Genomic DNA, 24,789 nt, shown 5'->3' on the forward strand with positions numbered 1-24,789 from the left:
CGCGATCAGCTCCAGCCCATCCCGGTTTTGCGGCTGGAGTACAACGCCAGCAATACGAGGAACGCGAACACCACCATGGCGCCGGCCAACCAATGGGCCTGGGCATATTCCATGGCTTCGACGTGGTCGTATATTTGCACCGAGACTACTCGGGTCTTGTCCGGGATATTGCCGCCGATCATCAACACCACGCCGAACTCGCCGACGGTATGGGCAAAGCCGAGGATCGACGCGGTGATAAAACCCGGGCGTGCCAGGGGCAGGATCACTGTAAAAAACGTGTCCCACGGATTGGCGCGCAAGGTCGCGGCTACTTCCAATGGGCGTGTGCCGATGGCGGAAAAGGCGTTCTGCAACGGCTGCACCACGAACGGCATGGAATAGATCACCGAGCCGATCACCAGCCCGGCAAAACTGAATGTAAGCGTGCCCAGGCCCAGCCATTGGGTGAACTGGCCGAAGTAACCGTTGGGGCCCATGGTCAACAGCAAGTAGAAACCGATGACCGTTGGCGGCAGCACCAACGGTAATGCGACTACTGCACCGACGGGGCCGCGCCACCATGAGGTGGTGCGCGACAGCCACAGGGCTATCGGAGTGCCGATGATCAACAGGATCACAGTCGTCAGTGACGCCAGTTTGATGGTCAACCAGATCGCGGAAAAGTCAGCACTCGACAGGGGCATTTACAGCTCGTAGCCGTAGGATTTGATGATGGCAGCGGCTTTCGGGCCTTTCAGGTACTCAACCAGCGCCTTGGCAGCGGCGCTGTCCTTGCCTTTGTTGAGGATCACGGCGTCCTGTTTGATCGGGTCATGCATCGATGCCGGAACAATCCACGCCGAACCGCTGGTGACTTTGCCGTCTTTATAGATCTGCGACAAGGCGACAAAGCCCAGCTCGGCATTCCCGGTGGACACGAACTGATAGGCCTGGGTGATGTTCTGGCCTTCGACGAGCTTGTCCTTGACCTGCGCGGTCAAACCTTGCTTGGCCAGTACCTGGGTGGCGGCCAGGCCATAGGGCGCGGCTTTGGGGTTGGCGATGGACAGGTGCTTGAATTGATTGTGCTTGAGCACTTCACCTTTGGCGTCCACGTAGCCTGCTGTTGCCGACCACAGCGCAAGGGTGCCGACGGCGTAGGTAAAGCGCGACCCCTTGACCGTCTGGCCTTCGCTTTCGAGCTTCTGCGGGGTAGTGTCATCGGCGCTGAGGAACACCTCGAACGGCGCGCCGTTCTTGATCTGGGTATAGAACTGCCCGGTAGCACCGTAAGCCGCGACCAGTTTATGACCAGTGCCTTTCTCGAAGTCGACGGCAATTGCCTGGATCGGCGCGGTGAAGTTGGCGGCCACGGCCACCTGCACTTCATCGGCATGGGCCGAACCCAGCACGAACACGGCAAGCAGGGGGGCCAGGCGCGAGATACGGTTCATCGTGAAGCGACTCCTTGGGCTGTACGGGGCGTTCAGGTAGAAGGCTCTACCGCTATGTATGGGAATATATAGCGGTTGGCCATTGCCGGTACAGTGCAAAGTTGCCGCTGATGTCAGTGGCGCGCGAGTCCGGTCAACGCCTGCTCGGACAATTGAAGCGTCAGGTCATAAGTGGACAGGTCTTTGCCAAGCCCCAGTGCCTGGCCCGCCCACAGGTTGCTGAAACCTGCTTCATCCTTGGCCTTGAGCGGCATTAACGCACCTCCGGCTTTGGGGAATGCCGGGGCGCTCGGGTTGATCGGGCCGAGCTCCCGCATCACGCGGTTGACGATGCCCCGCGCCGGGCGGCCGGTGAAGAGGTTGGTCAGTGCCGTCTCACTGGCCTGGGCATGGCGCAGCGCGTGGTGGTGCGAGGCGGTGATGCTGGCTTCGGGCGTGAACAGGTAAGCCGTGCCGATCTGGACTGCCGAGGCGCCCAGGGCAAGGGCCGCGACGATGCCACGCGCATCACCGATGCCGCCTGCGGCAATCACCGGCACGCTGACTGCGTCGACCACTTGCGGCACCAGTGCCATCAACCCGATCTGGCTGTTCAGGTCATCGCTGAGGAATAGGCCACGGTGCCCACCGGCTTCAATGCCCATGGCAATAATTGCGTCGCAGCCGTGTTTTTCCAGCCAGATTGCTTCCTCAACGGTGGTGGCCGATGACAGCACTTTGGCGCCCGTGGCTTTTACCCGATCGAGCAAGGACTTTTCCGGCAGACCAAAATGAAAGCTCACGACTTCCGGGCGCAGTTGTTCCACCAACTGGCACGCCGCGTCGTTGAACGGTGCGCGATTGGACACGGGGGTGGGCGCATCAAAATCGGCACCAAGTTCGTGATAGTAGGGTTGCAGCACATCCTTCCAATGGCGGTCACGCTCTTCATCGGCCACAGGCGGCTGATGGCAGAAGAAGTTCAGATTCAACGGCCGTGTACTGGCCTGGCGGATGACAGTGACCGCTTCACGCAGTTGCTCGATACTCAGCGCTGCGGCAGGCATGGAACCCAGCGCCCCGGCGCGTTGGGCAGCGATGACCATGGCGGTGGTCGTCGCGCCGGCCATTGGCGCCTGGATGATCGGCACGTCGATGCCCAGCAGGTCGAGAATACGGGTGTCTGGCCAGGTGCTCATGGGATGCGTCTCCAGCGTTAGTAGGGCATTTCGCTGTTTTAGCAGGGCCGTTGGCTCCGGGCCACTCTGTTTTATTCACTGGACGAGAATGGCATTTTATGAGGAGGGGGTTTCGCGCTTCAGCAGCTCACGTTTGCGCTCCACCCCCCAGCGGTACCCCGACAGTTCGCCATTGCTGCGTACCACACGATGACAGGGAATCGCCACCGCCAGGTGGTTGGCACCACAGGCCTGGGCCACGGCGCGAAAGGCGGTGGGCGCACCGATGTGCTTGGCTATCTGGGCATAGCTGGCAGTACTTCCTACCGGGATTTCGCGCAATGCCTGCCATACCCGTTCCTGAAAGGCAGTGCCGCGCAGGTCCAGAGGCAGATCCAGGCCCAGGGCAGGGGCTTCGACAAAGCCCACCACCTGGGCGACCAGTTGTTCGAAATCCTGATCCGCGCCAACCAACTCTGCCTTGGGAAACTGATCTTGCAGGTCGCGCACCAGTTTATCCGGATCATCCCCGAGCAAAATTGCACACACGCCACGCTGACTCTGCGCCACCAGAATTGCGCCCAGCGAGCATTGGCCAACGGCAAAGCGAATGGTGTTATTGACGCCGCCGCCTTTGTAGTCCTTGGGTTTCATGCCGAGTAGCTGGTCAGCCGCTTCATAAAAACGGCTGTTGGCGTTAAAGCCTGCGTCATACAGGGCGTCTGTCACCGACTGCTGCCCCTTGAGGCCATCGCGGACCTTACGTGAGCGCAGGGCGCTGGCGTAGCGCTTGGGGGTCAAGCCGGTGCCGGCTTTGAACACACGGTGGAAGTGGAACGGGCTCAACCCGGCCTGGCCAGCCAGTACATCCAGGCTCGGGGGCGTTTCAGCCTGTTCGATCAGCCGGCAGGCGTCGGCGACTAACTGCGCATGGTAAGCCGCCAGTTGAGTCTGATCGCCCGTAGCGCGTTTGCTGGCACGATAACCCGCGGCTTCGGCCTGGGCCGGTGTGTCGAAGAACTCGATATTCTCAGGGCGTGGCAAACGCGAAGCACTGCTGGGGCGGCAATACACGCCCGTGGTTTTCACGCCGTAGACAAACAGGGCATCTGCCTTGGCATCGCGGGCAATGATGGCGGCCCAGCGCGGATCGTGTTCGTTGTTCATGGCCTGCACTCCAGACGGTTCAGGGGCAGATTAAGCGGGTCGCCCACCGGTAAAACTCCGAAGCTTGCGGTCAAATTAGCCGGCGGTGCGAAAGGTCAGGTTGATGCGTTGCGCGCCCATGACCGGATGCTCGCCGGCCTTGATCGGCATCACCCCATGAAAGCGCAGGCGATCAACCCCGCCCCACACCACCACATCGCCATGGAACAGCGAAACTTTTTGCGTTTTGTCACTGCGCTCATGGCCACCGAACAGGAAAATCGCCGGTAGGCCGAGGGACACCGAGACCACCGGCGCGCTGTAGCTGCGCTCGTTCTTGTCCTGGTGCAGAGACATCTTTGCCCCTGGCACGTAACGGTTGATCAGGCAGGCGTCAGGCAGGAAGTCGCGGAAGCCGGCCTCGGTTGCCGCCGCCATGGCCAGTTGGCGCAACGCATCCGGCATGGCGGGCCAGGGTTGCTGGTTGCGCGGGTCCAGTGGGCTGTAGCGATAGCCGCGGGTATCGGTGGTCCAGCCCAGTTCGCCGCAACTGCTCAGCGCTGCCGACATGGTAAAGCCACCGGGCGTGACCATTTGCCGAAAGGGGGACTGGGCCAGCACACGCCGCAACTCAGGTAGCAACCGCTCAATCCAGGGCAGGGCATAGCCCCTTAGAACGTAGGATTCTTCACCGATCTGCTCGCGCCCGGCAGGTTGTTGCAGGGCATCATCGGCGAACAAATCGGCAGTAGGGCCCGGCATGACTTACAGCGCCTTGCTCACGGTGATGTCGGTAATTACGTCGCTGGCATCGTGAATTTTCGCCAGGGCTTGCTTGGCTTCTTCGACGCTGTTGGCGGTCAACTGGGCAAATTCGAAGCGGCGTTCGCCGTTGAGCTTGTACTTGATGACGTATTTGGTCGTATGGGTCACTGCTTTTTTCCTGTCAGTTGCTGGTTCAGCTCAGCTTGGTGCTGGTGCGACGAACGATGCGGATCTTGTGGGACAGCGCTGGCTTGCGGGTCACGCTGATGGCGCGACGAGTGACCACATCAAGGGTGATGTTCCAGAAGCCGGTGCTGGGTGCAGTGATCTTGGCCGGGAATTTATCGAATGCACCGCCGTGGTAGGTATGGCGCCCGCCATTTTTGAAGCTGCGAAAGTTCGCATCGCTCATCAAGCGGATGTTGCAGGTCTGTGAACATTCGATAACGACAATGTCTCCCTCGTTGAGGTGCTCACGCTGGTGAATGAATTTCATGCGGGTGTCTCCAGAAGGGCTTTTTCTGAAAAATCAGAACGATACGTAGGTTAAGATGGAGTTTATCAGCCCCAGCGCGTTTATTATCGGGCCGTCGTCGACGACTTCGACAATTAAAAACAGTTATTTACCGTGTTATCAGAGATAAATCCTACGTTGCTGGGAGAAATTTACCATCCCCGCTGTCGTAGGGTCTTTATCGGAGGTTTTAGTATGAAGTGGAGTGTGTTGGTGCTGGCCTTGGCAATTGCTGGGTGTGCTTCGGTTGCAGATATCAAGCAGACCCCGCCAACGTTGGTGGTCATCTCAGGGAAGAAACCGCAGGAATATGCGGCGTGTGTTGTGCGCAAACTGGAGGCGACCCGTCGGCCGCCACAGATCGAACCCCATAAAGACGGTATCCAGGTCATCGTGCCGCAGAAGTTTTCGGCGGACCCTTCTGCGATCTTCGAAATCGAAGACCGCTCCAGTGGTAGCAGCATCAAGCTCTATGAAAGCATGTCCAACGTGCCGATCCGGCCGGGCGACGTGAAGAAAGCCGGGGAAGAGTGCATTTCCGGCTGAGGCCGAGGCTCATCCTGAGCTACGAACCCGATAAAAAATCCAACACCGCGCAGGCGCGGTATGCATCCAGGGCTGGGCATCCGTTAAACTGCCGGGCATTCACTACAAAGATGCCGCTCAAACCTTGGGATTGAGCGGCATTTGTTCTTTCTGGAAAGCCTGTTATGAAACGAGAAATCGTCAAAGCCCGCCACGCCGAAGGTCAGATTGCAGCGACCCATGTCATCCAGAACCCCGCCGACTTGGGCGAGTGGATCGTGTTCTTCAAAAAAAGCGGCGGTCGCAGCTACTTCCTGGTAGACGATCAGGATGAGGTCGAGTCATTCCCGCGGCTGGATGACCTGATTGAAATATTGCGTGGCCTGGGGATCAAGTTCGCCGAAGTGCATCTATAGCGCAACGGCTTACTTGCACACGACCACCACACTGCGACCTTTAAAGTTGCCCACGTCCTGGCCCAGGGTCTTGTCGCTGTCCTTGAGGGCTGGGGTGCCATTGGTGCCGACGATGCGGTAACCGGTGCCGGCACAGGAGGCATCAGCTTTCTCGTAGCAACTGGCCCATGAGTTGGCCTCGCCCGAGCAGTCGATGGTCAAGCCTTGCTCGCCATTTTTCAGCAGGGTGTCTGAAGTGGTGGTGCAACCGGCCAGTGCCAGTACTGCGGTCAGTGCCAGGATTTTGTTCATAAAGTCATCATCGAGAAGAAGTGGAGGGCGCTGACACTGTCGTGGGGCGTTGGCGCGGATTATAGCGAACTGCCACCTGGTGCGCAGTCCCAGATACAAGATCTTCGACTGCTCACTCCAAAGTGCCTCAGCCTCGCATCTGTGTCATGGCACGCCCATCACGAGCACTCCGCTGCCGCTTGTGGCCCCGGGGGTGGGGAGGGAACCCGCGCGCCGAGCCAGGGAAAACGTCACTTCATCGCCGCCCACGCTGTTGGTAATTTGGGTCCGGAACGAAGCGTTGACCGGCACCGCGGCCCCTGCACGAACAAGTGCAGTTCCCACGTTCGAATTGCTCATCCGTAGCAGGCGGCTGTCAAACGAAGACGGTATGCCTTTGTAGGTAATGGTGATGGGCGTTGTAATCCCGCCATCCGGGCATGAGTAGGTAAGTCTACGGTTGACGCGGATGGGGGTAGTCAGGGGGGCACTGCCCAACGCCCGTTGGTTGACGTCGCCAAAGTTGATCTCGATGGGGTTGTTATTGTTGATCGTGCATGTCGACGGCGAGACGGTGAAGTTGTTGGCGGCGGTATAAGTAACGGTGAGCTGCGGTCGAGTGCCGTCGTAATTGTTCGAACTGGTGAGGCGTAACAGGCCCAGGTTGTCGCCTATCCGAACGTCAAACGGGTTCGACGGGTAATTACGCAGCAGAATATAGGGGGTGACGTTGACAGGGTAAAAGACGCCGTTGTTAGGCACCGTGACTATCCCTATACCCGCCGGAACCGGGGTGTTATAGAACGAGCCATTGATGCGCAAGCCTGTGCGCTCGCCGGAAAACTTCGGGCCAGGCGTCCAAGGCGTACCTGAGGCATTGCCTGATGCCCAGTAGTCTGCATGCCAAGCCGGCCCGCCACTGTAGGTAAATCGACATTCCAGCCTTGCACCTTCCAGCATGAGCCGCGTGCGGTCCGCACTGAGGGTGACCATGACAGGCACTTGCAGGTTGGGGTTGCCGTTCTGCCAGGAACCTCCATTGACCCGGCAATCGACGGCTTGCGCAGTCGTTGCCATGCCACCGAGGGCCAGAAGCACAAGGGCACCATGTAGTCGTTTCATTCTTTTCTCTCGTTGTTCCAGAATCTGCATTTGCGCCTCTTTCACCTTTTTCATGGCACACCCATCACGAGTACGCCGCTCCCGCTGATAGCCCCGGCCGTGGGAAGAGAGCCCGCACGCCGGACCAGGGAAAACGTCACATCATCGCCCCCCACGCTATTGGTAATCCGGGTCAGGAACGAACCGTTGACTGGCACTGCGGCTCCCGCACGCACAAGGGCTGTACCCACATTCGCGTTGGTCATCATCATCAGCCGATTATCGAAAGACGATGGAGCGCCTTTGTAGGTAATGGTGATTGGGGTGGTGATGCCGCCATCCGGGCATGAGTAGGTGAGCCTGCGGTTGGTGCGGATGGAGGTTGTTAAAGGATCAGTGCCTATCGCACGCTGATTGACGTCGCCGAAGTTGATTTCAATGGGATTGTTATTGTTGATGGTGCAGGTTGACGGCGATATGGAGAAGTTGTTGGCGGCAGTGTAGGCGAGGACGAGCGCTGTCCTGCCGGCGTCGTAGTTGTTTGTCTGGTTAAGTCGCAATACACCCAGGGTGTCGCCTATCCGCACGTCAATAGGGTTTGTCGGATTGTTGCGAATCAAAATATAGGGTGTGACTACCAGGGGGTAGCCGATGCCGTTATTAGGAATGGTGAGTATCCGGATACCATCCGGGACAGGCGTATTGAAGAACCCTCCGTTTATCCGTAGACCGGTGCCCTGATTGCTGAATTTCGGGCCAGGCGTCCAGGCAGGACCCGCTTGTGCCGAGGTGGCCCAGTAGTCTTGTAACCACGGGGGGCCACCAAAAGAAGTGAATTTGCACTCTATGTTCGCCCCTTCAAGAAGAATGCGGGTAGGGTCGGCACCCAGCTGGACATACACCGGGATTTGCAGGCTTATCGTCCCACCAGGGTTCACCGTTTGCCACGCTCCACCATTCACACGGCAATCGGCAGCGTTTGCGATTGATGTGACGCCAACCAGGAGAAGAAGCGCCATGGCTCCAGAAAGTGGTCTGATCTGCATTTCTCGGTACTCCTCTAACTGAACGTTGCCCACATGCATCCGGCCTGTGCTGAAGTCGCCCGGAAAAGATTCCTGGTTCGCAGAGACTGTCTTCAATTCGTGAATGATCTATGGATAGTCCAGCGTGAACGTGGACGTCACTGTGTAGGCACCGTGCCCGATGCTCTGGTCCTGGATAGCCCGCGGCTCGCCCTGCACATAGGCCTTGAGCTCGATCACATTATTGCCATCGCTCAACACCTGCCTGTCGCTGACGGTATTGAGTGGCAGGGGATTGTTAGCCGGCGTCTCCAGGCCCACCGCAATGCCGGAGGCGCCGCTGCCGCCATCGAGCGCGAGCAATCCGGGGAGCTCGGGGTTTTCCCTGCCGCCGAACGTGATCGTGACTGTGTTGCCAACCGTGGTGTCGCAGTCCTCCAGGTGCAGCTTGAAAACCTTTCCGAGTGAGCGGGTGTTGAGGTAGAGGTACTTGCTGGTCAGGTCCCAGAGTTCCAGGGTAATGGCTTCGTCGCCGGGACGAATCGTGCAGGCTTCTTCAACCAGGTTGCCTCTGAAACTCAGGTTGTCCGCTGCGTTACCTTCGGCGATCAAGCCCAGGCTCAGTACCAGCGCGGCACAGGGCCACACCGGGTGGATGCGTTTATATCCCATGGACTCAACTCCTACTGGTATTCGGCCAACAACGTGGCCACCGCGGTAAAGCGGGCGGGTGTCAGGGTTGCGCCAGGTTGTTTGACCGGAACCACTTCCAATACCGGTGGCGACGACAGGCTGATTTCCAAGGGGGAATTCAGGACAAATGGCTGGCTGTTCTGGAAAACCCGAATACCCAGTGCTGGTACGCTGGTCTGTACCGCCGAACTGTCAAACGTTGTCGCGGTACCGTTGACGCTCAACTTAAGCTCCCAAGGCAGCGTGTCGGTGCCACAGTTGATGGTGTAGCCGACGCTCTGGCGGTATTTCACCCCATCGACGCGCTTTACGCCGACATCGCCAAAATCCACTTCAATGGTATTGCCGGCATCGATGGTGCAGGGCGGGGGCTCGTTCAGTGTTCCGCTGAAGGTCAGGTTGGCCGACACGCCGCTGCAAAAGCTGATGGCGCACAAGGCGAGCAATGCTTTCTGCGGCCAAAAGGTCATGGATCGTTTCTCTTCATGGGTAATCGACTTCATTGGTAATCCACCACCAGAGTGGCGGTCGCATCGAAGGCCCCGCCTGTCAACTTACTGCCGACGCGCTTGACCGGTACAGCCTGAACCACCGGGAAATTGGGATAGGTAAAGTTCACCGCCGTGTTCAAAGGCCAGTCAGTGCCATTGACGAACAGCTTCACCCCAAGGTCTGGCTTGCGGGTCACGAGCACGCGACTGTCAAACGCAGCCCCGGTGCCCTTGAGTTCCAGTGTCAGCGCGTTGCTGTACGGCGCATCACAGGTAACGGTGTAGGGCACACCACGGCGGTAGTTGATTCCGTCGATCCTTGAGGTCAGCAGGTCATTGCCGAATGGCACATCGAGCGTACTGCCGCTGTTGATGACGCACGGCGGCGGCGCAATGATCACCGCACGGATGGTCAGGCTGGTCTCGGCCTGCGTCGCCTGGCTGACGGCCCACATCAGGCCGCATATAAACACGGCCCACAAGCCGTTTGAGTTCGCCATTTTTCTGCCCTTACTCATAATTGAGCCTGAAGTCCACCACTGCCCGGAATGCCCCGCTGGTCAACGGTGCGGAGGTGCGTGTGGGCCGAACGTTCCAGGTCTGGGTGGCGCCACCCAGGGGCAGGAACAAAGGTTCCCCCCGCTGACCCAGGTTTACATCCCGGCCAAGCACATCAGTTAATTGAAGGCCCATCCCGCTGATGCCTTGCACTTTGACCAGGCGTGAATCATCGGCATCGGCCGGTGCGAGGAACGCTACCGACAGCACCGGTTGAAAGGCACTCCACGTCAGATTGCCTGTGCGTTCACTGCGGATGCTGCCGGCGGTGCGGTGGCAATCGGTGAAGCGCAACTGGAATGCCACTGACCTTGCCTGATCGCCAGGACGACGCAATTGGCTGGTGGAGACATCGCCCAAATCAATGGTTTGATGCACCGACGTCATCTCCAGGTTGCAGGGGGTTTCATGCATTGATCCGGAGATATTCAGTCGTCCGCTCATGCCTTCTATATCGTCTTCATCCTGGGCCTGCGCGCTCCCGACAAGGGCCAGTAGCAGGCCGCCCAAGACCTTCACATAGTGCGATTTCATGGCTGACTCCGGTCGGTATTACGGTGTGAGCGGGGCTGCTTGCAGGTTCACCTTGCAAGTCTCGCCACTGCAGGTGAACGCCAGCAGCGGACGTCCGCCGTAGTCATTCACGTAGGCCAGATAAGGCGAGGTGCCGAGGGCCTTGGCGGTCGGGCCCAGGGTCAGCGAGCCTTTGGGTGGCACCATCAGCGGTTCGAAACCCGGCACGGTCTTGCCATCCTTGGTGCTGCGTGCATCCACCAGGGTCACGAAGTACGGCGTTGGGTTGTTCACCTGGTAATGTTCGCCCTGCCGTGAAAGGGTCAGCTTTTCTTGCCAGGGGTTGGACAGATCTTGCTGGGTCGGTGTGATGGCTTGCGGTCGATAGAACAATTTGATCCGGGTTTGCAGCGCGATTTGCAGCGTGTTGGCCTTGTCGCTGCGCGGCGGAATTTCCCGCAGATTAAAGTAGTAGACCGTCTCCCGATCCTGTGGCAAGGATTTGGCCGCGGGCAGTGCCTGGACCTTTACCTGGCTTTGTTTGCCAGGCTCCACACGCTGCACCGGTGGCAGCACGATCAAGGGTGCGGTGATTTTCTGACCCTGTTCATCCTCAATCCATCCTTGGGCCAGGTACGGCAACTGGGTGTTGTTGTTGGTGATATTCACGCTGGTGGCGTCCTTGCTTCCGTCAAAGATCACGCGTGTACGGTCCAAGGCAATCGCAGCGTGGGCGCTTTGGCTCAGGCTGAAGGCCAGCATTGCGATGGACGAGAGGGTGAGGCGTGTATTGAGCATCATGAGGATGTGTTCTCCGTGGCGGTGTGCTGGCCGGTCAGCTTGGACGGCGCGGGCGAGGTTTGATCAGTGGCTACCATTGGGCAATCCAGTTGCAGGGCATGGGTCAAGCCATCAGCCGGCAAATCCAAAGGCAGCGTAAGAATGCAGCGCGAATTTTCTCCCCAGGTGACGAACATCTGCTCACCTGCCTGGATACCGCTGAGGTACACACTGCCGCCATCATTCACAATGCCGGTGTCCTGTTGCTTAGCGTTCTTAACCATTGCTCCGAAGGGCGGCGTACTGCCATCCGGCAGGCGCAGTACCGCCATGGCTTTCTCACCGGAAATCACCTCCAGGGATCGGTAGCCGATGGCACCTTCGGTGAGGGTCACTTGCGTGACAGATTGCGTGGCTTCGACGTTTTTCGGCAGGCGCTCCAGATCCACGCTGGCCGCCGTACGCTGGTAACTGCTCAAATCGGAAATCACTGCTTTACCAAAGGCGTTGCTGCGCGTCGGCGTGCCGTAACCGCGCACTGGCACATCGGCTACACCGCCGGTATCGACCATCAGACGCGTGCCGCCCATGCTGCTGGTTCGATGCAGTGCTGCGCCGTGGGGCGTGAGGGTGCCGCCACCGCGGGCCGACATGCTCAGGCTGGTGTTGCCCTGTTGACGGCTGGCGGCCAGCGTCAAGTCAGCCTGATCGCCCATGTGGCTCAGGTAACCGCTGGCGGAATTGTCACTTGCACTGAGCTGGTAGCTGTTGCGTTCATCCAGGCGATCGCTGTAGCGCGTTGAAAAGCCGCTCTTGCCTGCTGTTCTGTTCGCGTCCAGCGATAACGTGCCACTGCGTCCCAGCGGCAGGCTGACCGTCAGCGCCATGCCGTTATCCTTATAGCTGTAGTCCTGGGTGCGATAGACATTCAGGGACAGGCTCAGATTCTTGACGGTGCCGACATTGAAGTAGCGAGATACCGACAAGTTCCAACGCTGGCTGGAGGGCCGCGACCAGTAAGTTTGTTTGTTGTAACTGGCGTACACCGTGGCACCCAAGTCGCGAAACTGTTTGTTGATCGTGGCGGTATACAGCGCCTTACTGCCCCCTATAGGTTTGAATTCGCCAGCGTATTGACCGAACTCGTCGTATTTTCCGCGCCCTGCGAGTTCGCCGTTCATTCCATAATGACGAGCATCCAGGTATTCGCTCATGCTTAAGAAGTTCTTATCGGAAAACCGATAACCTGCGAAGGTTACTTGGCTGTCGTATTGTTCGAAGTTCTTGGAGTATTGCAGGCGATAGGATTTGCCCGAGAGGGTCTGATTCCACACGTTCGCATGGGACTGGGTGACATCCAGGGATAATGCTCCTAACACCAGCAAGTCACGACCTGCACCGACAGTGGCCGCATGGTAGTTGTTATCGGTAATGGCGCCGCCGAACAATGACCAGCCGTTGCTGACCCCCCAGGAGAATTCGCCGGTGCCGAAAAAGTTACCGTCAGCCCCGTATTGAAGATCGAAAGGCCGTCCGGTCGCGAGTTTGTAGCGGATTTGCCCGGGGCGCGTCAGGTAAGGAACACCGGCAGTGTTGAGCTTGAAGGTTTGCACCGAGCCGTCCTGCTCTTCCACGCGCACATCCAGCGTACCCGTGACGGCGTCATTGAGGTCCTGAATGCGAAAGGGGCCGGCCGCCACCAGGGCTTCATACAGCACGCGGCCTTGCTGGCTGACGACGACCCTGGCGTTTGTCTTGGCAACCCCGACAACCTCCGGCGCATAGCCGCGCAAGTTCGGTGGCAGTTGGCTTTCGTCCGAATTCAGCGCGGCACCGGTAAAACGGAAGCTGTCGAACAGGTCCGAGTACAGGTAGTTCTCGCCCACCACCAATCGCGCCTTCAGCGAAGGAATGGCGCGGTAAGCGTAGTAGCGGCTCCACTCCAGCTTCTGCTCCCCGGCGGATCGGTCCCTCGCGCTGTCGACGCGTCCCTGCCAATCGGCACGCAGGCGCCAGGCCCCGGCATTGGCCCCCAGGGTTCCATTGCCGCTCAGGTGATTGCGTGTATTTTGGTTTTTCTGGGCGTTGGACTGTGCCGTCAGGTTGTAGTCAACCAGTAATCCCGGCACTCCCTCATCCCAGCGCGCGGGTGGATCCCAGTTGAGGGCGCTGTATTCAAGGTAGGCATGGGGCAGGTTGATGTTCAGCGTGGAGGTGGCCAGGTCAGCGCTCACCTCTGTACCTGGCAGGCCTTGGGTATCCAGGCACTCGCCGTTTTTCCACGCGGTGAGCTTGGTGGCATCCGACGCCTTCAGCCCCAACAGTTCCACCAGGCCAGGGGACAAGCATGCCTGGCTGCCCTTGGGATCATGCTCGGGAGGGTAGAAGGCCACCGCTTGCTCGGAAACAGGCTGGCCATTGATCTGCACAAGCATCGTGTAGGTCCCGGGCAGAATGAAACCGCTACGGGCGAAGCGGGACAAATCAATATTGGTGCGATCATTCAAATCAAGCACGTCGGTATTGAATTCGATATCCCCGGCGCCCAACGCGGTTCCGGCCAGCGACATCAGCCCGCCTACCAGGCTGGGGCGAAGCGTATTTTTGATCTTCGACGCATTCAGCATGAAAGCAACCCATCAATGTTCAAAAGTATTCCAACTTGAACCGCACTGCGACCCGGTGAGCCCCCGGTGCCAGTGGCAGCCCGTTGCCGACCAGTCGAAGCGTGTAGTGCAGTGTCATGTCACCTTCAGCCAGGGGGTGCGGAGCCATCGGCTCGCCCGGCACACTCTCTTGGCCAGCCGAATCCCAGATATGGAAGGCAACCCCCTGTGAGTCTCCAAAGGCGGCAAAGGAGCGGCCGTCCCTGTCGCGAGGCCCGTCGAAGGTCACCCGCAGATGCTCCCAATCAGGCAGCGTGGCCCCAGGCCGCGACGGGTCCGGGCGCGTCAAGGAGCAATTGACCAGGCGTAATTCGAAGGGGTGTGGCTCGCCCAATGCATTGCGCAATAGCCTGCCTATAGGCTCGGGGGTCATCTCGATGGACTGATCGGCACTGATCAGTTCCAGCCCGCATGCGGAGTCGACGATCACGCCACCCAGCGTGACAACGCCTTCGCCCTGGGCAGGTGGCTGGGCGAAACTCCAGGGACTGATGAACATCGTCAACGAGGAGGTGACTGCGAGATTTAAGAATGTTTTCACCGGTATCTCCCACCCGTCCCCCCGCCACCCTCAGGTGGCGGGGGGAACAACTTACTGATAGGCCAAGGTGAAGTTGGTGACGGCGCTGAAATCACCGGGGACGATGTCGCCGGTAGCCGCGCCTTGAACGTAGGCACCGAATTCCAGGGTGTTATCACCCGTGGAAATGGCTTGCGGGGTTGTAGCGACGCCCAGCTCAACGGGTTTGCCGCCGTGGGTCATCATGATGCCAATGCGGCCTGCACCACCGACGGTACCGATTGCACCTGGAACATCGTTTGAGGGGGCGGCGGTGAAGGTAGTGGTTACCGTGTTATCGGTAAGGTCCGTCAGGTCGCAGCCCTCCAGTTCGATTTTCACGCTTCGGGCTTCCGACTTGCCGCCGGCCTGCAATTGATGCTTTGCGATGGCGCCGAGGTTAACGGTCTGGTCGATGGATTCAGGCTTGATGGAGCAGGCACCCGAGTGGACCGATCCGAGGAAGGTGACTGTTCCATCTGCGGCATGAGCTCCTGAGATCGAGCCGGCGAACAGCCCAAGGGTAAACAGCGCAGTTTTAAACTTAGTTTTCATTTGCAGACGCCCACATAAAAATGTCATTGAAAAGTCCCGCCGCTATTGGGTCTGGGACTGACGGTTTCACCGCAAAAGTGGCGCCCGGTAAATCCCGAAGTCGTCAGCCGAGTCGGCTTTCTAATAATCAGGTTTTCCAATTAATTGCATTGCAATCCGGCGGCACGTTTGAGGCGGAAATGATTGTGTGGCTTTGCACTGTGGAAGTAAGTCGGCGCATTCGTTTAGTGGTGTAGCCGTAACGTATAGCGATATATAGGAAGGATATGGCAATTTGCCAAAAATTTTATTTTGACTGTAAGAATTGAACTACATGCAGCTAAATGAGAATGTTTTAGTTAGGGTTTTGGATGTAAGAATGGGATTACGCGAATTGAAAAACAATAGTCGTTTACCAAGCGAAACAACTAAGTGTCGGGGGGCGCAGAGGTCGCAGGGCGCCGACAAATACAGGCGTCCACAAAAAAGCCCCGTCGACCGGGGCTTTTTTGTGGCGGTGTGGCGAGGCTTACTTGTTTTTCGGGCGTTTGCTCGACGCGTGGCCTGCTTCATCCACAAACACTTCAGCTACGGCAATCGCCTGGCTCTCGGTCGCAAATGTTCCGGCAACGCTGTCGCCGTGAAAATTGATCAAGTGCCAGCCGTCTGCACGCTGCGTGATCAGGTAGCCGTTTACACCTTTGGGTTCTGACATCTATTGGCAATCTCGTGGTCTGATTCAAGGCGGCCATGATACCGCCAAACGGCTGAGGGGGGCGCGAGTTGTTGCAGGTCAGTGCCAGGCGGCGAAAAGCGTGCTAAAACCATTGCAGCCCTTTTAAATAAAGGGGGGGGCGGGTGTGTTTCGTCTGATCGTGGGCAACCCCTTTGCAAGATCAGCGGAACTTACGCCGACATTTTTTCTCTATGATGACATCGCAACGCCAGCAGGACCCATTGTAAGGTGACTGCGGCCTGATTAGACTGCGCCGAATTCCGTACGCACAGCCCTTTGTAAGGACTCATATGATCAAGAAATGCTTGTTCCCAGCAGCCGGTTACGGCACTCGCTTCTTGCCAGCGACCAAAGCCATGCCCAAAGAGATGCTGCCGGTGGTGAACAAGCCACTGATTCAGTACGGCGTGGAAGAAGCCCTGGATGCCGGCCTGAACGAGATCTCCATCGTTACCGGCCGCGGCAAACGCGCCCTGGAAGACCACTTCGACATCAGCTATGAGCTGGAAAACCAGATCAAAGGCACCGACAAGGAAAAATACCTGGTCGGTATCCGTAAATTGCTCGACGAGTGCTCGTTCTCCTACACCCGTCAGACTCAAATGAAAGGCCTCGGCCACGCTATCCTTACCGGTCGCCCGCTGATCGGTGACGAACCGTTCGCCGTGGTTCTGGCGGATGACCTGTGTGTGAACCTGGAAGGTGATGGTGTGCTGACCCAGATGGTCAAGCTCTACCAGAAATACCGCTGCACCATCGTTGCGGTGATGGAAGTCAACCCAACCGAAACCAACAAGTACGGTGTTATCGCCGGCGACGATATTGGCGATGGCTTGATCCGCGTGCGTGACATGGTCGAGAAGCCAGCGCCGGAAGATGCTCCGTCGAACCTGGCGATCATCGGTCGTTACATCCTCACCCCGGACATCTTCAAACTGATCGAAGAAACCGAGCCGGGCAAGGGTGGCGAAATCCAGATCACCGATGCGCTGTTGAAGCAAGCCAAAGACGGTTGCGTAATTGCCTACAAGTTCAAAGGGCAGCGTTTTGACTGCGGTGGCGCCGAAGGCTACATCGAAGCAACCAACTTCTGCTACGAGCACTTCTACAAGACTGGCAAGGCGTACTGATTCACGCTTGCCGCACTGTTTCAAGAGAAAGCCACCTTCGGGTGGCTTTTTCGTTTTTCAGCCCCATGTAAGTCGGTATGCTGGTGTCCTGCCGAGGAGAGTGAAATGGCCTACGATTTTGACCTGTATGTAATTGGCGCCGGTTCCGGCGGTGTTCGTGCGGCGCGCTTTGCCGCAGGCTTCGGTGCCAAGGTGGCCGTTGCGGAAAGCCGCTATCTGGGCGGCACCTGTGTGAACGTCGGCTGCGTGCCGAAAAAGCTGTTGGTGTACGGCGCGCATTTTGCCGAAGACTTCGAGCAAGCCAGTGGCTTCGGTTGGTCATTGGGCGAAGCGAACTTTGACTGGGCAACCCTGATTGCCAACAAGGATCGCGAGATCAACCGTCTTAATGGCATCTATCGCAACCTGCTGGTCAACAGCGGGGTGACCCTGCATGAAGGCCATGCGCGTCTGGTAGATGCGCATCAGGTAGAGATCAACGGCGAGCGCTTTACTGCCAGGCACATCCTGATCGCTACCGGCGGCTGGCCGCAGATCCCGGAAATTCCAGGGCGTGAACACGCGATCGGTTCCAATGAGGCGTTCTTTCTTAAAGAGCTACCCAAGCGCGTACTGGTGGTGGGTGGTGGTTACATTGCAGTGGAATTCGCCGGAATTTTCCATGGTTTGGGTGCCAACACCACCTTGCTGTATCGCGGCGACCTGTTCTTGCGCGGTTTCGACGGTTCGGTGCGCACCCACCTAAAGGAAGAACTGACCAAGCGCGGGTTGGACTTGCAGTTCAATGCCGACATCGAGCGCATCGACAAGCAAGCCGACGGTAGCCTCAAGGCCACCTTGAAGGATGGCCGCGTGCTGGAAGCCGACTGTGTGTTCTACGCCACCGGTCGCCGCCCGATGCTCGACAACCTGGGGCTGGAAAATACCGGTGTGAAGTTGGACGAGCGCGGCTTCGTTGAGGTGGACGATCTTTACCAGACCGCCGAACCATCGATCCTGGCCATTGGCGATGTGATTGGTCGGGTGCAACTGACGCCGGTCGCCCTGGCTGAAGGCATGGCCGTGGCGCGGCGCCTGTTCAAGCCTGAGCAGTACCGTGCGGTGGATTACGCCAACATCGCAACGGCGGTGTTCAGCCTGCCGAATATCGGCACCGTTGGGCTGACGGAAGAAGACGCGCGCAAGCAAGGCCACAAGGTGCAGATCTTTGAAAGCCGTTTCCGGCCTATGAAGCTGACCTTGACCGACTGCCAGGAAAAGACCCTGATGAAACTGGTGGTCGATGCCGACACCGACAAGGTCTTGGGCTGCCATATGGTCGGTCCGGATGCAGGCGAAATCGTGCAGGGGCTGGCGATCGCGCTCAAGGCGGGCGCGACCAAACAGCATTTCGACGAGACCATCGGCGTGCACCCGACGGCGGCCGAAGAGTTCGTCACCATGCGCACGCCTGTGGCCGATTGATCAGGATGGTTGTGCTGTCTCTGGCGCCGTTGCAACGGCGGCGGCCAGGCGCAGCGCGTCGATGCTGGCCTGGGCCTTGATCAGGTCCAGTTCCAGTGCCTTGTTGCGCTGCTGATTTTCGAGTAGCGCCTCCTGGCGTGCCTGACTGTCCAGTGCTGCAACCCGCAGGCGCTCCTGAAGCAGGGCGCGCTCGCTGTCGATCTTGCTCAGATGCTCATTGAGCTTGAGTTGTGCGGCCTGATCCTTGCGGGTCTGATCCTGCAATGCGTTCAGTTCCTTGGTGGTCACTCGCTGCTCAATCAGCAGGCGTTCATTATCGCGATGCAGTTGGGTGATTTCATCCTGGCGTACGAGTGCGCTTTGCTGAGCCTGGCGCAATTCGGCTTGAACCTGCTGCAGCTGGCCTTCATGGCGACGCTGCTCTTGCTCGCGCTGTTCCTTTATCGCGTTGCGGTAATGCTCAAGCGCGTCGCGTGCGTGCAGGTGTTTCTCTTCCAGTGAGCGAATCTGTTCGTCCTTGTCGTTGATCCGCAACTCGTAATCACTGCACGCCTGGCTCAACCCGGCGTTACGGGTTTGCTCGGTTTGCAGGCTGGTGCTGACGGTTTGCAGCGCAGCGCTTTCTTCCGCCAGGGCTGCGGCCTGGATATCAAATTGCTGCTTGAGCTGAGTGTGTGCCTCTTCAAGCGCCTCAACCTGGGCGAGCAGGGCGGTTTTCTGCTGTTCGAATTGCGCCAGCGCCAAGTCAATCGGCTCCTGAGCCTTCTCTTTCAGGCGCTGGGCCAGACGTGCAACCAGCTCGCCTAGCTCGTCGTCAATCGGCGCCTCGGTAATGGTCAGCCGGGTTTCACTTTCGTCCAGCTCCTTCAAATAGCGATGAATAGTGGTTTTGGAACCGGTATTACCCATCTCGATCCGTACTGCGTCGATGCTGGGGTTTTCGCCGCGGGCAAGGATTGCCAAGCGTGCCGTTTGAACTACTGCTTTGTTTATGCCGCCGCGAGCCATGGAGTCTCCGTCGATTTAGTACTGTGGTACATGGTATGTATATACATACTTTAACACGTATAAAAAATCGTTGAAATTCATGATTTAACAGATGGGATATTGGCGTATTATCCCGTGTCATAACGGTTTTAACCGCCACTTCCCCTGACGGCAGTACGAAACGACACCCATGAGCGAGCTGGATCGATATCTCAACGCTGCGACCCGCGACAACACGCGCCGCAGCTACCGTGCGGCGATCGAGCACTTCGAAGTGAGTTGGGGAGGGTTTCTGCCGGCCACCAGCGACAGCGTGGCGCGTTATCTGGTGGCGCACGCCGGAGTGTTGGCGGTGAACACCTTGAAACTGCGGCTTTCGGCACTGGCGCAGTGGCATACCAGCCAGGGCTTTGCCGATCCGACGAAAGCGCCCGTGGTGCGCAAGGTGCTCAAGGGGATTCGTGCCGTGCATCCAGCGCGCGAGCGGCAGGCAGAGCCTTTGCAGCTACAGCATCTTGAGCAGGTCGTCACTTCACTGGCGCTTGAAGCAAGCCAGGCCAGCGAAAACCAGGACCAGCCCCGCTTGCTGCGCGCCAAGCGTGACACTGCGCTGGTCCTGCTGGGCTTTTGGCGGGGGTTTCGCAGTGATGAGCTGGTCCGATTAAGCATTGAGCACGTCCAGGCTGTGCCCGGCGCCGGGATCAGCCTGTACCTACCGCGTAGCAAAGGCGATCGGGAAAACCTGGGCAAGACATACCAGACGCCAGCGCTGCTGCGCCTGTGCCCGGTGCAAGCTTACAGCGACTGGCTCAGCGCCTCGGCGCTGGTTCGCGGCCCGGTCTTTCGCGGCATCGACCGTTGGGGCAACCTGGGCGAGGAGGGGCTGCATCCCAATAGTGTCATCCCATTATTGCGCCAGGCCCTGGAACGTGCAGGCATCCCCGCCGAGCAATACACCAGCCACTCCCTGCGGCGCGGCTTTGCCACCTGGGCCCATCGCAGTGGCTGGGACTTGAAGTCGCTGATGAGTTACGTCGGGTGGAACGACATGAAATCCGCCATGCGCTATGTTGAAGCGACGCCGTTTCTCGGCATGACCCTGGCCACCCAGCCGCTGATTTGAAATTTCTTCTATTAATACCGCCACTTGATAGAGAAAGCCAATCATCAGCATCAGGTTTGCCAATGGGCCATCGACCGAAAGAGTCGGTAGGATTCATCTCATCAACTTCTTAACCCCTGACGGAGAGTCAACGATGCCTATCATCAACAGCCAAGTAAAACCGTTTAAAGCCACCGCTTTCAAAAACGGCAGCTTCCTGGATGTGACCGACGCTGACCTGAAAGGCAAGTGGTCGGTAGTGTTCTTCTACCCAGCCGACTTTACCTTCGTTTGCCCAACCGAACTGGAAGACCTGGCTGACAACTACGCCGAATTCCAGAAACTGGGCGTCGAAATCTACAGCGTGTCCACCGACACCCATTTTGCCCACGCTGCCTGGCACAACACTTCGCCAGCCATCGGCAAAATCCAGTACACCATGATCGGTGACCCAACTCTGACCATCTCCCGCAACTTTGACGTGCTGATCGAAGAAGCTGGCTTGGCTGACCGCGGTACTTTCGTGATCAACCCGGAAGGTCAGATCAAGATCGTCGAACTGAACGACGGTGGTGTTGGCCGTGATGCTTCCGAGCTGCTGCGCAAGATCAAGGCTGCTCAATACGTCGCTGCCCACCCAGGCGAAGTGTGCCCAGCCAAGTGGAAAGAAGGCGAGGCCACTCTGGCTCCGTCCCTGGACCTGGTCGGCAAGATCTAAGTCTGTGAAGACGTATCAAGGGCGGGAATCCGCACTTAAGTAAGCTGCATCCGCCCTCAAAACGCCCGGGCGAGATTCGCTCGGGCGTTTTTTTGTCTGCAATAAACCGAATGAACAGGAAATCGCCCGTATGTTGGACGCCAATCTTAAAGCTCAGTTGAAGTCATACCTGGAACGGGTCACCCAGCCGATCGAGATCGTCGCCTCCCTCGACGACGGCGCGAAATCCCAGGAAATGCTTGCTCTTTTACAGGACGTCATCAGCCTCACCACGCTGATTACCCTGAAAACCGATGGCGATGATGCGCGCCGGCCATCGTTCTCCATCAACCGCCCGGGTGCCGATATCAGCCTGCGCTTCGCCGGCATCCCCATGGGTCATGAATTCACTTCGCTGGTGCTGGCTCTGTTGCAAGTCGGTGGCCACCCGTCGAAGGCCAGTGTCGAAGTGATTGAACAGATCCGCGCCCTTAAAGGTGAGTTCAGCTTCGAGACATACTTTTCGCTGTCGTGCCAGAACTGCCCGGACGTGGTCCAGGCCCTGAACCTGATGGCTGTGTTGAACCCCAATATCCGTCACGTGGCCATCGACGGCGCGCTGTTCCAGGCCGAAGTCGACGAGCGCCAGGTCATGGCGGTGCCCAGTGTCTACTTGAATGGGGTGAACTTCGGCCAGGGCCGCATGGGCCTGGAAGAAATTCTCGCCAAACTCGACACTAGCGGCCTCGAAAAAGCCGCCGAGAAAATCAGTGCCAAAGAGGCGTTCGATGTATTGGTTGTCGGCGGCGGCCCAGCCGGTTCCTCGGCGGCCATCTACGCAGCCCGTAAAGGTATCCGCACCGGTGTGGCGGCTGAACGTTTTGGTGGCCAGGTGCTGGACACCATGTCCATCGAGAACTTTATCTCGGTACAGGAAACCGAAGGGCCGAAACTGGCCAGTGCGTTGGAAGCGCATGTGCGTCAGTACGACGTGGACATCATGAACCTGCAGCGCGCCAGCAGCCTGGTGCCGGCGAAAAATGCCGGTGAGTTGCATGAGATTCGCTTCGAAAGCGGTGCGACCCTCAAGTCCAAGACCGTTATCCTGGCCACTGGCGCCCGCTGGAGAGAGATGGGTGTGCCGGGCGAGCAGGAATACAAGGCCAAGGGCGTGTGCTTCTGCCCGCACTGCGATGGGCCGCTGTTCAAGGGCAAGCGCGTTGCGGTGATCGGCGGCGGTAACTCCGGTGTGGAAGCGGCTATTGATCTGGCCGGGATCGTCAACCATGTCACGTTGCTTGAGTTTGACAGCAAGTTGCGCGCCGATGCGGTGCTGCAACGCAAGCTTTACAGCTTGCCGAACGTGGATGTGATTACCAGCGCGCTGACCAGCGAAGTCAAAGGCGATGGTCAGAAAGTCACCGGCCTTGCCTACAAGGATCGCGACAGTGGTGAGTTCAAGACTATCGACCTGGAAGGTATCTTCGTGCAGATCGGTTTGTTGCCCAACACCGACTGGCTCAAAGGCACGGTGGAGCTGACGCCTCGCGGCGAGATCATCGTGGATGCTCGTGGCGAGACTTCACTGCCGGGTGTATTTGCGGCCGGTGACGTCACTACCGTGCCCTACAAGCAGATCGTCATTGCGGTGGGCGAGGGTGCCAAGGCCTCCCTGAGTGCATTCGATCACTTGATTCGCACATCAGCCCCGGCATAAGTGACACGCGAAAAACCAAAAAAGCCCCATGAGCAATCATGGGGCTTTTTTATTCCTGCGTACTGCGCGAGACGCGCCGCGTGTTACATCGGCGCCGGCTGGATGATCTCGACCCAGTAACCATCCGGGTCCTTGATGAAGGCCAGGCTCTTCATGCGGCCATCCGTCAGGCGCTTCTGGAAATCGCAGCCCAGCGCTTCGAAACGCTCGCACGCAGCGACGATATCCGGTACCGAAATACAGATATGGCCAAAGCCACGCGGGTCGGTATTGCCGTTGTGATAGGCAAAGTCGGCGTCGTTTTCGGTGCCGTGGTTATGGGTCAGCTCAAGGATGCCCGGAATCGATTTCATCCACTGGGTGCGCTCGGCGGCGTCGGCCGGGATTTGGGCCTTGTCCACCAGGGCGAGGAAATACAGGCTGAATTCGGCTTCCGGGAAGTCGCGTTTTTCAACCAGGGAGAAACCCAGCACGCGGGTGTAGAAGTCCAGCGATTTGGTGATGTCCTTGACCCGCAACATGGTGTGGTTAAACACAAAATTTGCAGTGGCGGTGTCAGGTTGGGCAGTGACGCCCGGGAAGGTGTTCAGTTCGTGCAGGCTCATGGGCCCTCCAGAAAAAATGGGGCAAAGCGGTCCCTTGGCGTGCGGCAAGCATCCGTGCTGCCGGCTCATGATACGCAAGGGCTACCTGCCGCGCCAAATGAAAAAACGCACGCGGCCCTTGCGAGCGGCGGGTCCGGGGCCGCAAACTTTGCGGCTTGAACCCTGGGCGTTTTTCATAATGATCGAGTTTCGTAAATCGCTGTTGAGTACGTTGTGCCTGATGCTGGGGAGCCCGTTCGTATTGGCGGCCGACCCGGAGATTCATTGGCCCAGCGGCTGGCAGGTCGAAGAAGTCATACCTGACGACGAAGTCCCCGCGAAGGCTCAAACAGTGTCTCGCCAGCGCGCGATCAAAAATGATGAAAACGGCGCAACCCTGATGGTCATGGAGTTGACCGGCACGCCAATTGAAACCGGACATAAAGTTAATCTTCCAGGCGTGTTACTGGAAATGCGCAAATCGATTCAGAAAGATTTCGCCCAGGGCGGTTATCAAAGCGTGTGCAGCAAGATGCATCCTACGACACTGAGTCGCCTTGAAGCGTTGGAGACTACTTGCGTGATAACCGAAAATGGACGGCACGTGTTGTCACAAACATTAGTCGGCGCAGTGGATACAGATAAGGCCTATGTATTTTCTTACGCGGGCCAGGCGCAAGCCTACGAGGCGAGCAAAGACGAAGTCAGTTCGGTGCGCAACAGCCTGAAACTTTGAATCGACCCTTTTTAGTGGTTTTGAACAAAATGAACGGCTGGTTAAGTTCGCTTTCGAACCGTCAACTGCAAAAAAGCCCCGCATGTGCGGGGCTTTTTTTAGTGCGGGATGATTAACCGCGCAGCCAGGAATCTACCGTGGCAGCGCCGTACTCTTCTTTCCACGCTTTCAGGCCGCGGTGGTTGCCGCCTTTGGTCTCGATCAGCTCACCGGTATGCGGGTTGTGGTAAACCTTGACGACCCGTGCACGGCGCTGCTTTGGCGCTGCGGCGATGGTTGCACCCGCCTTGCGCGGGGCTGGATCAAGAATGGCGATGACATCGCGCAGACTTTTGCCGTAGCTGTCCATCAGCTTTTTGAGCTTTTCTTCGAATTCGATTTCTTTCTTCAAGCCTGCGTCATTCTTCAAGGATTCCAGCTGGGCCAGCTGCTCTTGAAGGGCTTTTTCTGCTGCGCGAAATTCGGCGAGTCTGGACAAAATCTGTAC

At 58.2% G+C, this 24,789-nt stretch carries 30 protein-coding genes; 8 read left to right on the plus strand and 22 right to left on the minus strand.

What is annotated here, in order from left to right; translation table 11 throughout:
* Positions 1-5: 5 nt before the first annotated feature.
* From modB to E4P00_RS17165, 7 genes are all read right to left on the minus strand, one after another.
* Positions 6-686, minus strand: a complete 681-nt coding sequence (gene modB, locus E4P00_RS17135; protein ID WP_078821322.1) for a molybdate ABC transporter permease subunit — start codon at positions 684-686, stop codon at positions 6-8.
* On the minus strand, positions 687-1,436 hold the full coding sequence (gene modA, locus E4P00_RS17140) for a molybdate ABC transporter substrate-binding protein (RefSeq protein ID WP_078821323.1): 750 nt from the start codon (positions 1,434-1,436) through the stop codon (positions 687-689).
* A gap of 113 nt (positions 1,437-1,549) precedes the next feature.
* Positions 1,550-2,614 carry a nitronate monooxygenase gene (locus tag E4P00_RS17145; protein WP_228308383.1) on the minus strand — a complete coding sequence of 355 codons (1,065 nt, stop codon included), beginning with the start codon at positions 2,612-2,614 and terminating at the stop codon, positions 1,550-1,552.
* Between the two features lie 96 nt (positions 2,615-2,710).
* Positions 2,711-3,760, minus strand: a complete 1,050-nt coding sequence (gene ada, locus E4P00_RS17150) for a bifunctional DNA-binding transcriptional regulator/O6-methylguanine-DNA methyltransferase Ada (RefSeq protein ID WP_248128684.1) — start codon at positions 3,758-3,760, stop codon at positions 2,711-2,713.
* A 75-nt stretch (positions 3,761-3,835) separates the two neighbouring features.
* Entirely contained in the window at positions 3,836-4,501 is a 666-nt protein-coding gene (gene alkB, locus E4P00_RS17155) for a DNA oxidative demethylase AlkB (protein WP_032875491.1), read from the minus strand.
* Positions 4,502-4,504: 3 nt separating this feature from the next.
* Positions 4,505-4,672, minus strand: coding sequence for a hypothetical protein (locus E4P00_RS17160; protein WP_177464515.1), 168 nt, complete (start codon positions 4,670-4,672; stop codon positions 4,505-4,507).
* 25 nt (positions 4,673-4,697) lie between these two features.
* Positions 4,698-5,000 carry a DUF1883 domain-containing protein gene (locus tag E4P00_RS17165; RefSeq protein ID WP_003173824.1) on the minus strand — a complete coding sequence of 101 codons (303 nt, stop codon included), beginning with the start codon at positions 4,998-5,000 and terminating at the stop codon, positions 4,698-4,700.
* Between the two features lie 213 nt (positions 5,001-5,213).
* Here E4P00_RS17165 and E4P00_RS17170 point away from each other — a divergent pair, with 213 nt between their 5' ends.
* Entirely contained in the window at positions 5,214-5,564 is a 351-nt protein-coding gene (locus tag E4P00_RS17170) for a hypothetical protein (protein ID WP_005788197.1), read from the plus strand.
* A gap of 164 nt (positions 5,565-5,728) precedes the next feature.
* Positions 5,729-5,959: a hypothetical protein gene (locus tag E4P00_RS17175; protein WP_005788199.1), complete on the plus strand. Its 231-nt coding sequence runs from the start codon at positions 5,729-5,731 to the stop codon at positions 5,957-5,959.
* A gap of 9 nt (positions 5,960-5,968) precedes the next feature.
* Here the strand turns inward: E4P00_RS17175 and E4P00_RS17180 are convergent, their stop codons facing one another.
* The 12 genes from E4P00_RS17180 to E4P00_RS17235 all read right to left on the minus strand — a co-directional run bounded on the left by E4P00_RS17180 (position 5,969) and on the right by E4P00_RS17235 (position 15,864).
* A complete protein-coding gene (locus tag E4P00_RS17180) occupies positions 5,969-6,250 on the minus strand; it encodes a hypothetical protein (RefSeq protein ID WP_078821328.1) in 282 nt (93 codons plus the stop codon).
* Positions 6,251-6,394: 144 nt separating this feature from the next.
* Complete coding sequence (locus tag E4P00_RS17185) at positions 6,395-7,351, minus strand: fimbrial protein (protein WP_248132276.1); 957 nt, start codon at positions 7,349-7,351, stop codon at positions 6,395-6,397.
* A gap of 50 nt (positions 7,352-7,401) precedes the next feature.
* Entirely contained in the window at positions 7,402-8,376 is a 975-nt protein-coding gene (locus tag E4P00_RS17190; protein ID WP_248132223.1) for a fimbrial protein, read from the minus strand.
* Between the two features lie 108 nt (positions 8,377-8,484).
* Positions 8,485-9,027, minus strand: a complete 543-nt coding sequence (locus E4P00_RS17195; protein WP_248132226.1) for a fimbrial protein — start codon at positions 9,025-9,027, stop codon at positions 8,485-8,487.
* An 11-nt stretch (positions 9,028-9,038) separates the two neighbouring features.
* Positions 9,039-9,518, minus strand: coding sequence for a fimbrial protein (locus tag E4P00_RS17200; RefSeq protein WP_078821424.1), 480 nt, complete (start codon positions 9,516-9,518; stop codon positions 9,039-9,041).
* 29 nt (positions 9,519-9,547) lie between these two features.
* Positions 9,548-10,039 (minus strand): fimbrial protein, encoded by a 492-nt coding sequence (locus E4P00_RS17205; protein WP_248132228.1) that lies wholly within the window; start codon positions 10,037-10,039, stop codon positions 9,548-9,550.
* A gap of 10 nt (positions 10,040-10,049) precedes the next feature.
* Positions 10,050-10,631 (minus strand): fimbrial protein, encoded by a 582-nt coding sequence (locus tag E4P00_RS17210; RefSeq protein WP_078821331.1) that lies wholly within the window; start codon positions 10,629-10,631, stop codon positions 10,050-10,052.
* An 18-nt stretch (positions 10,632-10,649) separates the two neighbouring features.
* Positions 10,650-11,411 (minus strand): fimbria/pilus periplasmic chaperone, encoded by a 762-nt coding sequence (locus E4P00_RS17215; RefSeq protein ID WP_248132230.1) that lies wholly within the window; start codon positions 11,409-11,411, stop codon positions 10,650-10,652.
* Entirely contained in the window at positions 11,408-14,017 is a 2,610-nt protein-coding gene (locus E4P00_RS17220; RefSeq protein ID WP_248132231.1) for an outer membrane usher protein, read from the minus strand. Before E4P00_RS17220 ends, E4P00_RS17215 begins: the two co-directional genes overlap by 4 nt.
* Positions 14,018-14,036: 19 nt before the next feature.
* Complete coding sequence (locus tag E4P00_RS17225) at positions 14,037-14,597, minus strand: fimbrial protein (RefSeq protein WP_078821333.1); 561 nt, start codon at positions 14,595-14,597, stop codon at positions 14,037-14,039.
* Between the two features lie 51 nt (positions 14,598-14,648).
* Positions 14,649-15,170 (minus strand): fimbrial protein, encoded by a 522-nt coding sequence (locus E4P00_RS17230; RefSeq protein ID WP_078821334.1) that lies wholly within the window; start codon positions 15,168-15,170, stop codon positions 14,649-14,651.
* Positions 15,171-15,678: 508 nt separating this feature from the next.
* Positions 15,679-15,864, minus strand: coding sequence for a hypothetical protein (locus tag E4P00_RS17235; RefSeq protein ID WP_032875460.1), 186 nt, complete (start codon positions 15,862-15,864; stop codon positions 15,679-15,681).
* Positions 15,865-16,175: 311 nt separating this feature from the next.
* Between E4P00_RS17235 and galU the strand changes: the two genes are divergently transcribed.
* Both galU and gorA read left to right on the plus strand, forming a co-directional pair.
* Entirely contained in the window at positions 16,176-17,015 is an 840-nt protein-coding gene (gene galU, locus E4P00_RS17240) for a UTP--glucose-1-phosphate uridylyltransferase GalU (RefSeq protein WP_003173830.1), read from the plus strand.
* Between the two features lie 105 nt (positions 17,016-17,120).
* Positions 17,121-18,479, plus strand: a complete 1,359-nt coding sequence (gorA, locus tag E4P00_RS17245; protein ID WP_078821335.1) for a glutathione-disulfide reductase — start codon at positions 17,121-17,123, stop codon at positions 18,477-18,479.
* On the opposite strand, the gene E4P00_RS17250 is transcribed toward gorA, so the two are convergent.
* Complete coding sequence (locus E4P00_RS17250) at positions 18,480-19,487, minus strand: DNA-binding protein (RefSeq protein WP_032875454.1); 1,008 nt, start codon at positions 19,485-19,487, stop codon at positions 18,480-18,482.
* A gap of 169 nt (positions 19,488-19,656) precedes the next feature.
* On the opposite strand from E4P00_RS17250, the gene E4P00_RS17255 reads away from it, so the two are divergent.
* The 3 genes from E4P00_RS17255 (at position 19,657) to ahpF (ending at position 22,982) form a co-directional block, all read left to right on the plus strand.
* Positions 19,657-20,589: a site-specific integrase gene (locus tag E4P00_RS17255; protein WP_228308378.1), complete on the plus strand. Its 933-nt coding sequence runs from the start codon at positions 19,657-19,659 to the stop codon at positions 20,587-20,589.
* A gap of 133 nt (positions 20,590-20,722) precedes the next feature.
* Positions 20,723-21,286, plus strand: coding sequence for an alkyl hydroperoxide reductase subunit C (gene ahpC / locus E4P00_RS17260; protein ID WP_005788226.1), 564 nt, complete (start codon positions 20,723-20,725; stop codon positions 21,284-21,286).
* Between the two features lie 130 nt (positions 21,287-21,416).
* On the plus strand, positions 21,417-22,982 hold the full coding sequence (ahpF, locus tag E4P00_RS17265) for an alkyl hydroperoxide reductase subunit F (protein WP_216091409.1): 1,566 nt from the start codon (positions 21,417-21,419) through the stop codon (positions 22,980-22,982).
* Positions 22,983-23,065: 83 nt separating this feature from the next.
* Here the strand turns inward: ahpF and gloA are convergent, their stop codons facing one another.
* Entirely contained in the window at positions 23,066-23,587 is a 522-nt protein-coding gene (gloA, locus tag E4P00_RS17270; protein WP_005788230.1) for a lactoylglutathione lyase, read from the minus strand.
* Between the two features lie 178 nt (positions 23,588-23,765).
* On the opposite strand from gloA, the gene E4P00_RS17275 reads away from it, so the two are divergent.
* Entirely contained in the window at positions 23,766-24,302 is a 537-nt protein-coding gene (locus E4P00_RS17275) for a DUF4946 domain-containing protein (protein ID WP_078821338.1), read from the plus strand.
* Positions 24,303-24,414: 112 nt separating this feature from the next.
* Here the strand turns inward: E4P00_RS17275 and E4P00_RS17280 are convergent, their stop codons facing one another.
* Entirely contained in the window at positions 24,415-24,780 is a 366-nt protein-coding gene (locus E4P00_RS17280; protein WP_032875443.1) for a histone-like nucleoid-structuring protein, MvaT/MvaU family, read from the minus strand.
* Positions 24,781-24,789 lie beyond the last annotated feature (9 nt).

This window comes from Pseudomonas sp. B329 (assembly GCF_023127835.1).
Lineage (GTDB): Bacteria > Pseudomonadota > Gammaproteobacteria > Pseudomonadales > Pseudomonadaceae > Aquipseudomonas > Aquipseudomonas synxantha_A.

Excerpts from the sequence above, each read along its gene's own strand:
- modB (WP_078821322.1), bottom strand. The coding sequence starts at position 686 with ATGCCCCTGTCGAGTGCTGACTTTTCCGCGATCTGGTTGACCATCAAA.
- modA (WP_078821323.1), bottom strand. The coding sequence starts at position 1,436 with ATGAACCGTATCTCGCGCCTGGCCCCCCTGCTTGCCGTGTTCGTGCTG.
- E4P00_RS17145 (WP_228308383.1), bottom strand. The coding sequence starts at position 2,614 with ATGAGCACCTGGCCAGACACCCGTATTCTCGACCTGCTGGGCATCGAC.
- ada (WP_248128684.1), bottom strand. The coding sequence starts at position 3,760 with ATGAACAACGAACACGATCCGCGCTGGGCCGCCATCATTGCCCGCGAT.
- alkB (WP_032875491.1), bottom strand. The coding sequence starts at position 4,501 with ATGCCGGGCCCTACTGCCGATTTGTTCGCCGATGATGCCCTGCAACAA.
- E4P00_RS17165 (WP_003173824.1), bottom strand. The coding sequence starts at position 5,000 with ATGAAATTCATTCACCAGCGTGAGCACCTCAACGAGGGAGACATTGTC.
- E4P00_RS17170 (WP_005788197.1), top strand. The coding sequence starts at position 5,214 with ATGAAGTGGAGTGTGTTGGTGCTGGCCTTGGCAATTGCTGGGTGTGCT.
- E4P00_RS17175 (WP_005788199.1), top strand. The coding sequence starts at position 5,729 with ATGAAACGAGAAATCGTCAAAGCCCGCCACGCCGAAGGTCAGATTGCA.
- E4P00_RS17180 (WP_078821328.1), bottom strand. The coding sequence starts at position 6,250 with ATGAACAAAATCCTGGCACTGACCGCAGTACTGGCACTGGCCGGTTGC.
- E4P00_RS17185 (WP_248132276.1), bottom strand. The coding sequence starts at position 7,351 with ATGAAACGACTACATGGTGCCCTTGTGCTTCTGGCCCTCGGTGGCATG.
- E4P00_RS17190 (WP_248132223.1), bottom strand. The coding sequence starts at position 8,376 with ATGCAGATCAGACCACTTTCTGGAGCCATGGCGCTTCTTCTCCTGGTT.
- E4P00_RS17195 (WP_248132226.1), bottom strand. The coding sequence starts at position 9,027 with ATGGGATATAAACGCATCCACCCGGTGTGGCCCTGTGCCGCGCTGGTA.
- E4P00_RS17200 (WP_078821424.1), bottom strand. The coding sequence starts at position 9,518 with ATGACCTTTTGGCCGCAGAAAGCATTGCTCGCCTTGTGCGCCATCAGC.
- E4P00_RS17205 (WP_248132228.1), bottom strand. The coding sequence starts at position 10,039 with ATGGCGAACTCAAACGGCTTGTGGGCCGTGTTTATATGCGGCCTGATG.
- E4P00_RS17210 (WP_078821331.1), bottom strand. The coding sequence starts at position 10,631 with ATGAAATCGCACTATGTGAAGGTCTTGGGCGGCCTGCTACTGGCCCTT.
- E4P00_RS17215 (WP_248132230.1), bottom strand. The coding sequence starts at position 11,411 with ATGATGCTCAATACACGCCTCACCCTCTCGTCCATCGCAATGCTGGCC.
- E4P00_RS17220 (WP_248132231.1), bottom strand. The coding sequence starts at position 14,017 with ATGCTGAATGCGTCGAAGATCAAAAATACGCTTCGCCCCAGCCTGGTA.
- E4P00_RS17230 (WP_078821334.1), bottom strand. The coding sequence starts at position 15,170 with ATGAAAACTAAGTTTAAAACTGCGCTGTTTACCCTTGGGCTGTTCGCC.
- E4P00_RS17235 (WP_032875460.1), bottom strand. The coding sequence starts at position 15,864 with ATGTCAGAACCCAAAGGTGTAAACGGCTACCTGATCACGCAGCGTGCA.
- galU (WP_003173830.1), top strand. The coding sequence starts at position 16,176 with ATGATCAAGAAATGCTTGTTCCCAGCAGCCGGTTACGGCACTCGCTTC.
- gorA (WP_078821335.1), top strand. The coding sequence starts at position 17,121 with ATGGCCTACGATTTTGACCTGTATGTAATTGGCGCCGGTTCCGGCGGT.
- E4P00_RS17250 (WP_032875454.1), bottom strand. The coding sequence starts at position 19,487 with ATGGCTCGCGGCGGCATAAACAAAGCAGTAGTTCAAACGGCACGCTTG.
- E4P00_RS17255 (WP_228308378.1), top strand. The coding sequence starts at position 19,657 with ATGAGCGAGCTGGATCGATATCTCAACGCTGCGACCCGCGACAACACG.
- ahpC (WP_005788226.1), top strand. The coding sequence starts at position 20,723 with ATGCCTATCATCAACAGCCAAGTAAAACCGTTTAAAGCCACCGCTTTC.
- ahpF (WP_216091409.1), top strand. The coding sequence starts at position 21,417 with ATGTTGGACGCCAATCTTAAAGCTCAGTTGAAGTCATACCTGGAACGG.
- gloA (WP_005788230.1), bottom strand. The coding sequence starts at position 23,587 with ATGAGCCTGCACGAACTGAACACCTTCCCGGGCGTCACTGCCCAACCT.
- E4P00_RS17275 (WP_078821338.1), top strand. The coding sequence starts at position 23,766 with ATGATCGAGTTTCGTAAATCGCTGTTGAGTACGTTGTGCCTGATGCTG.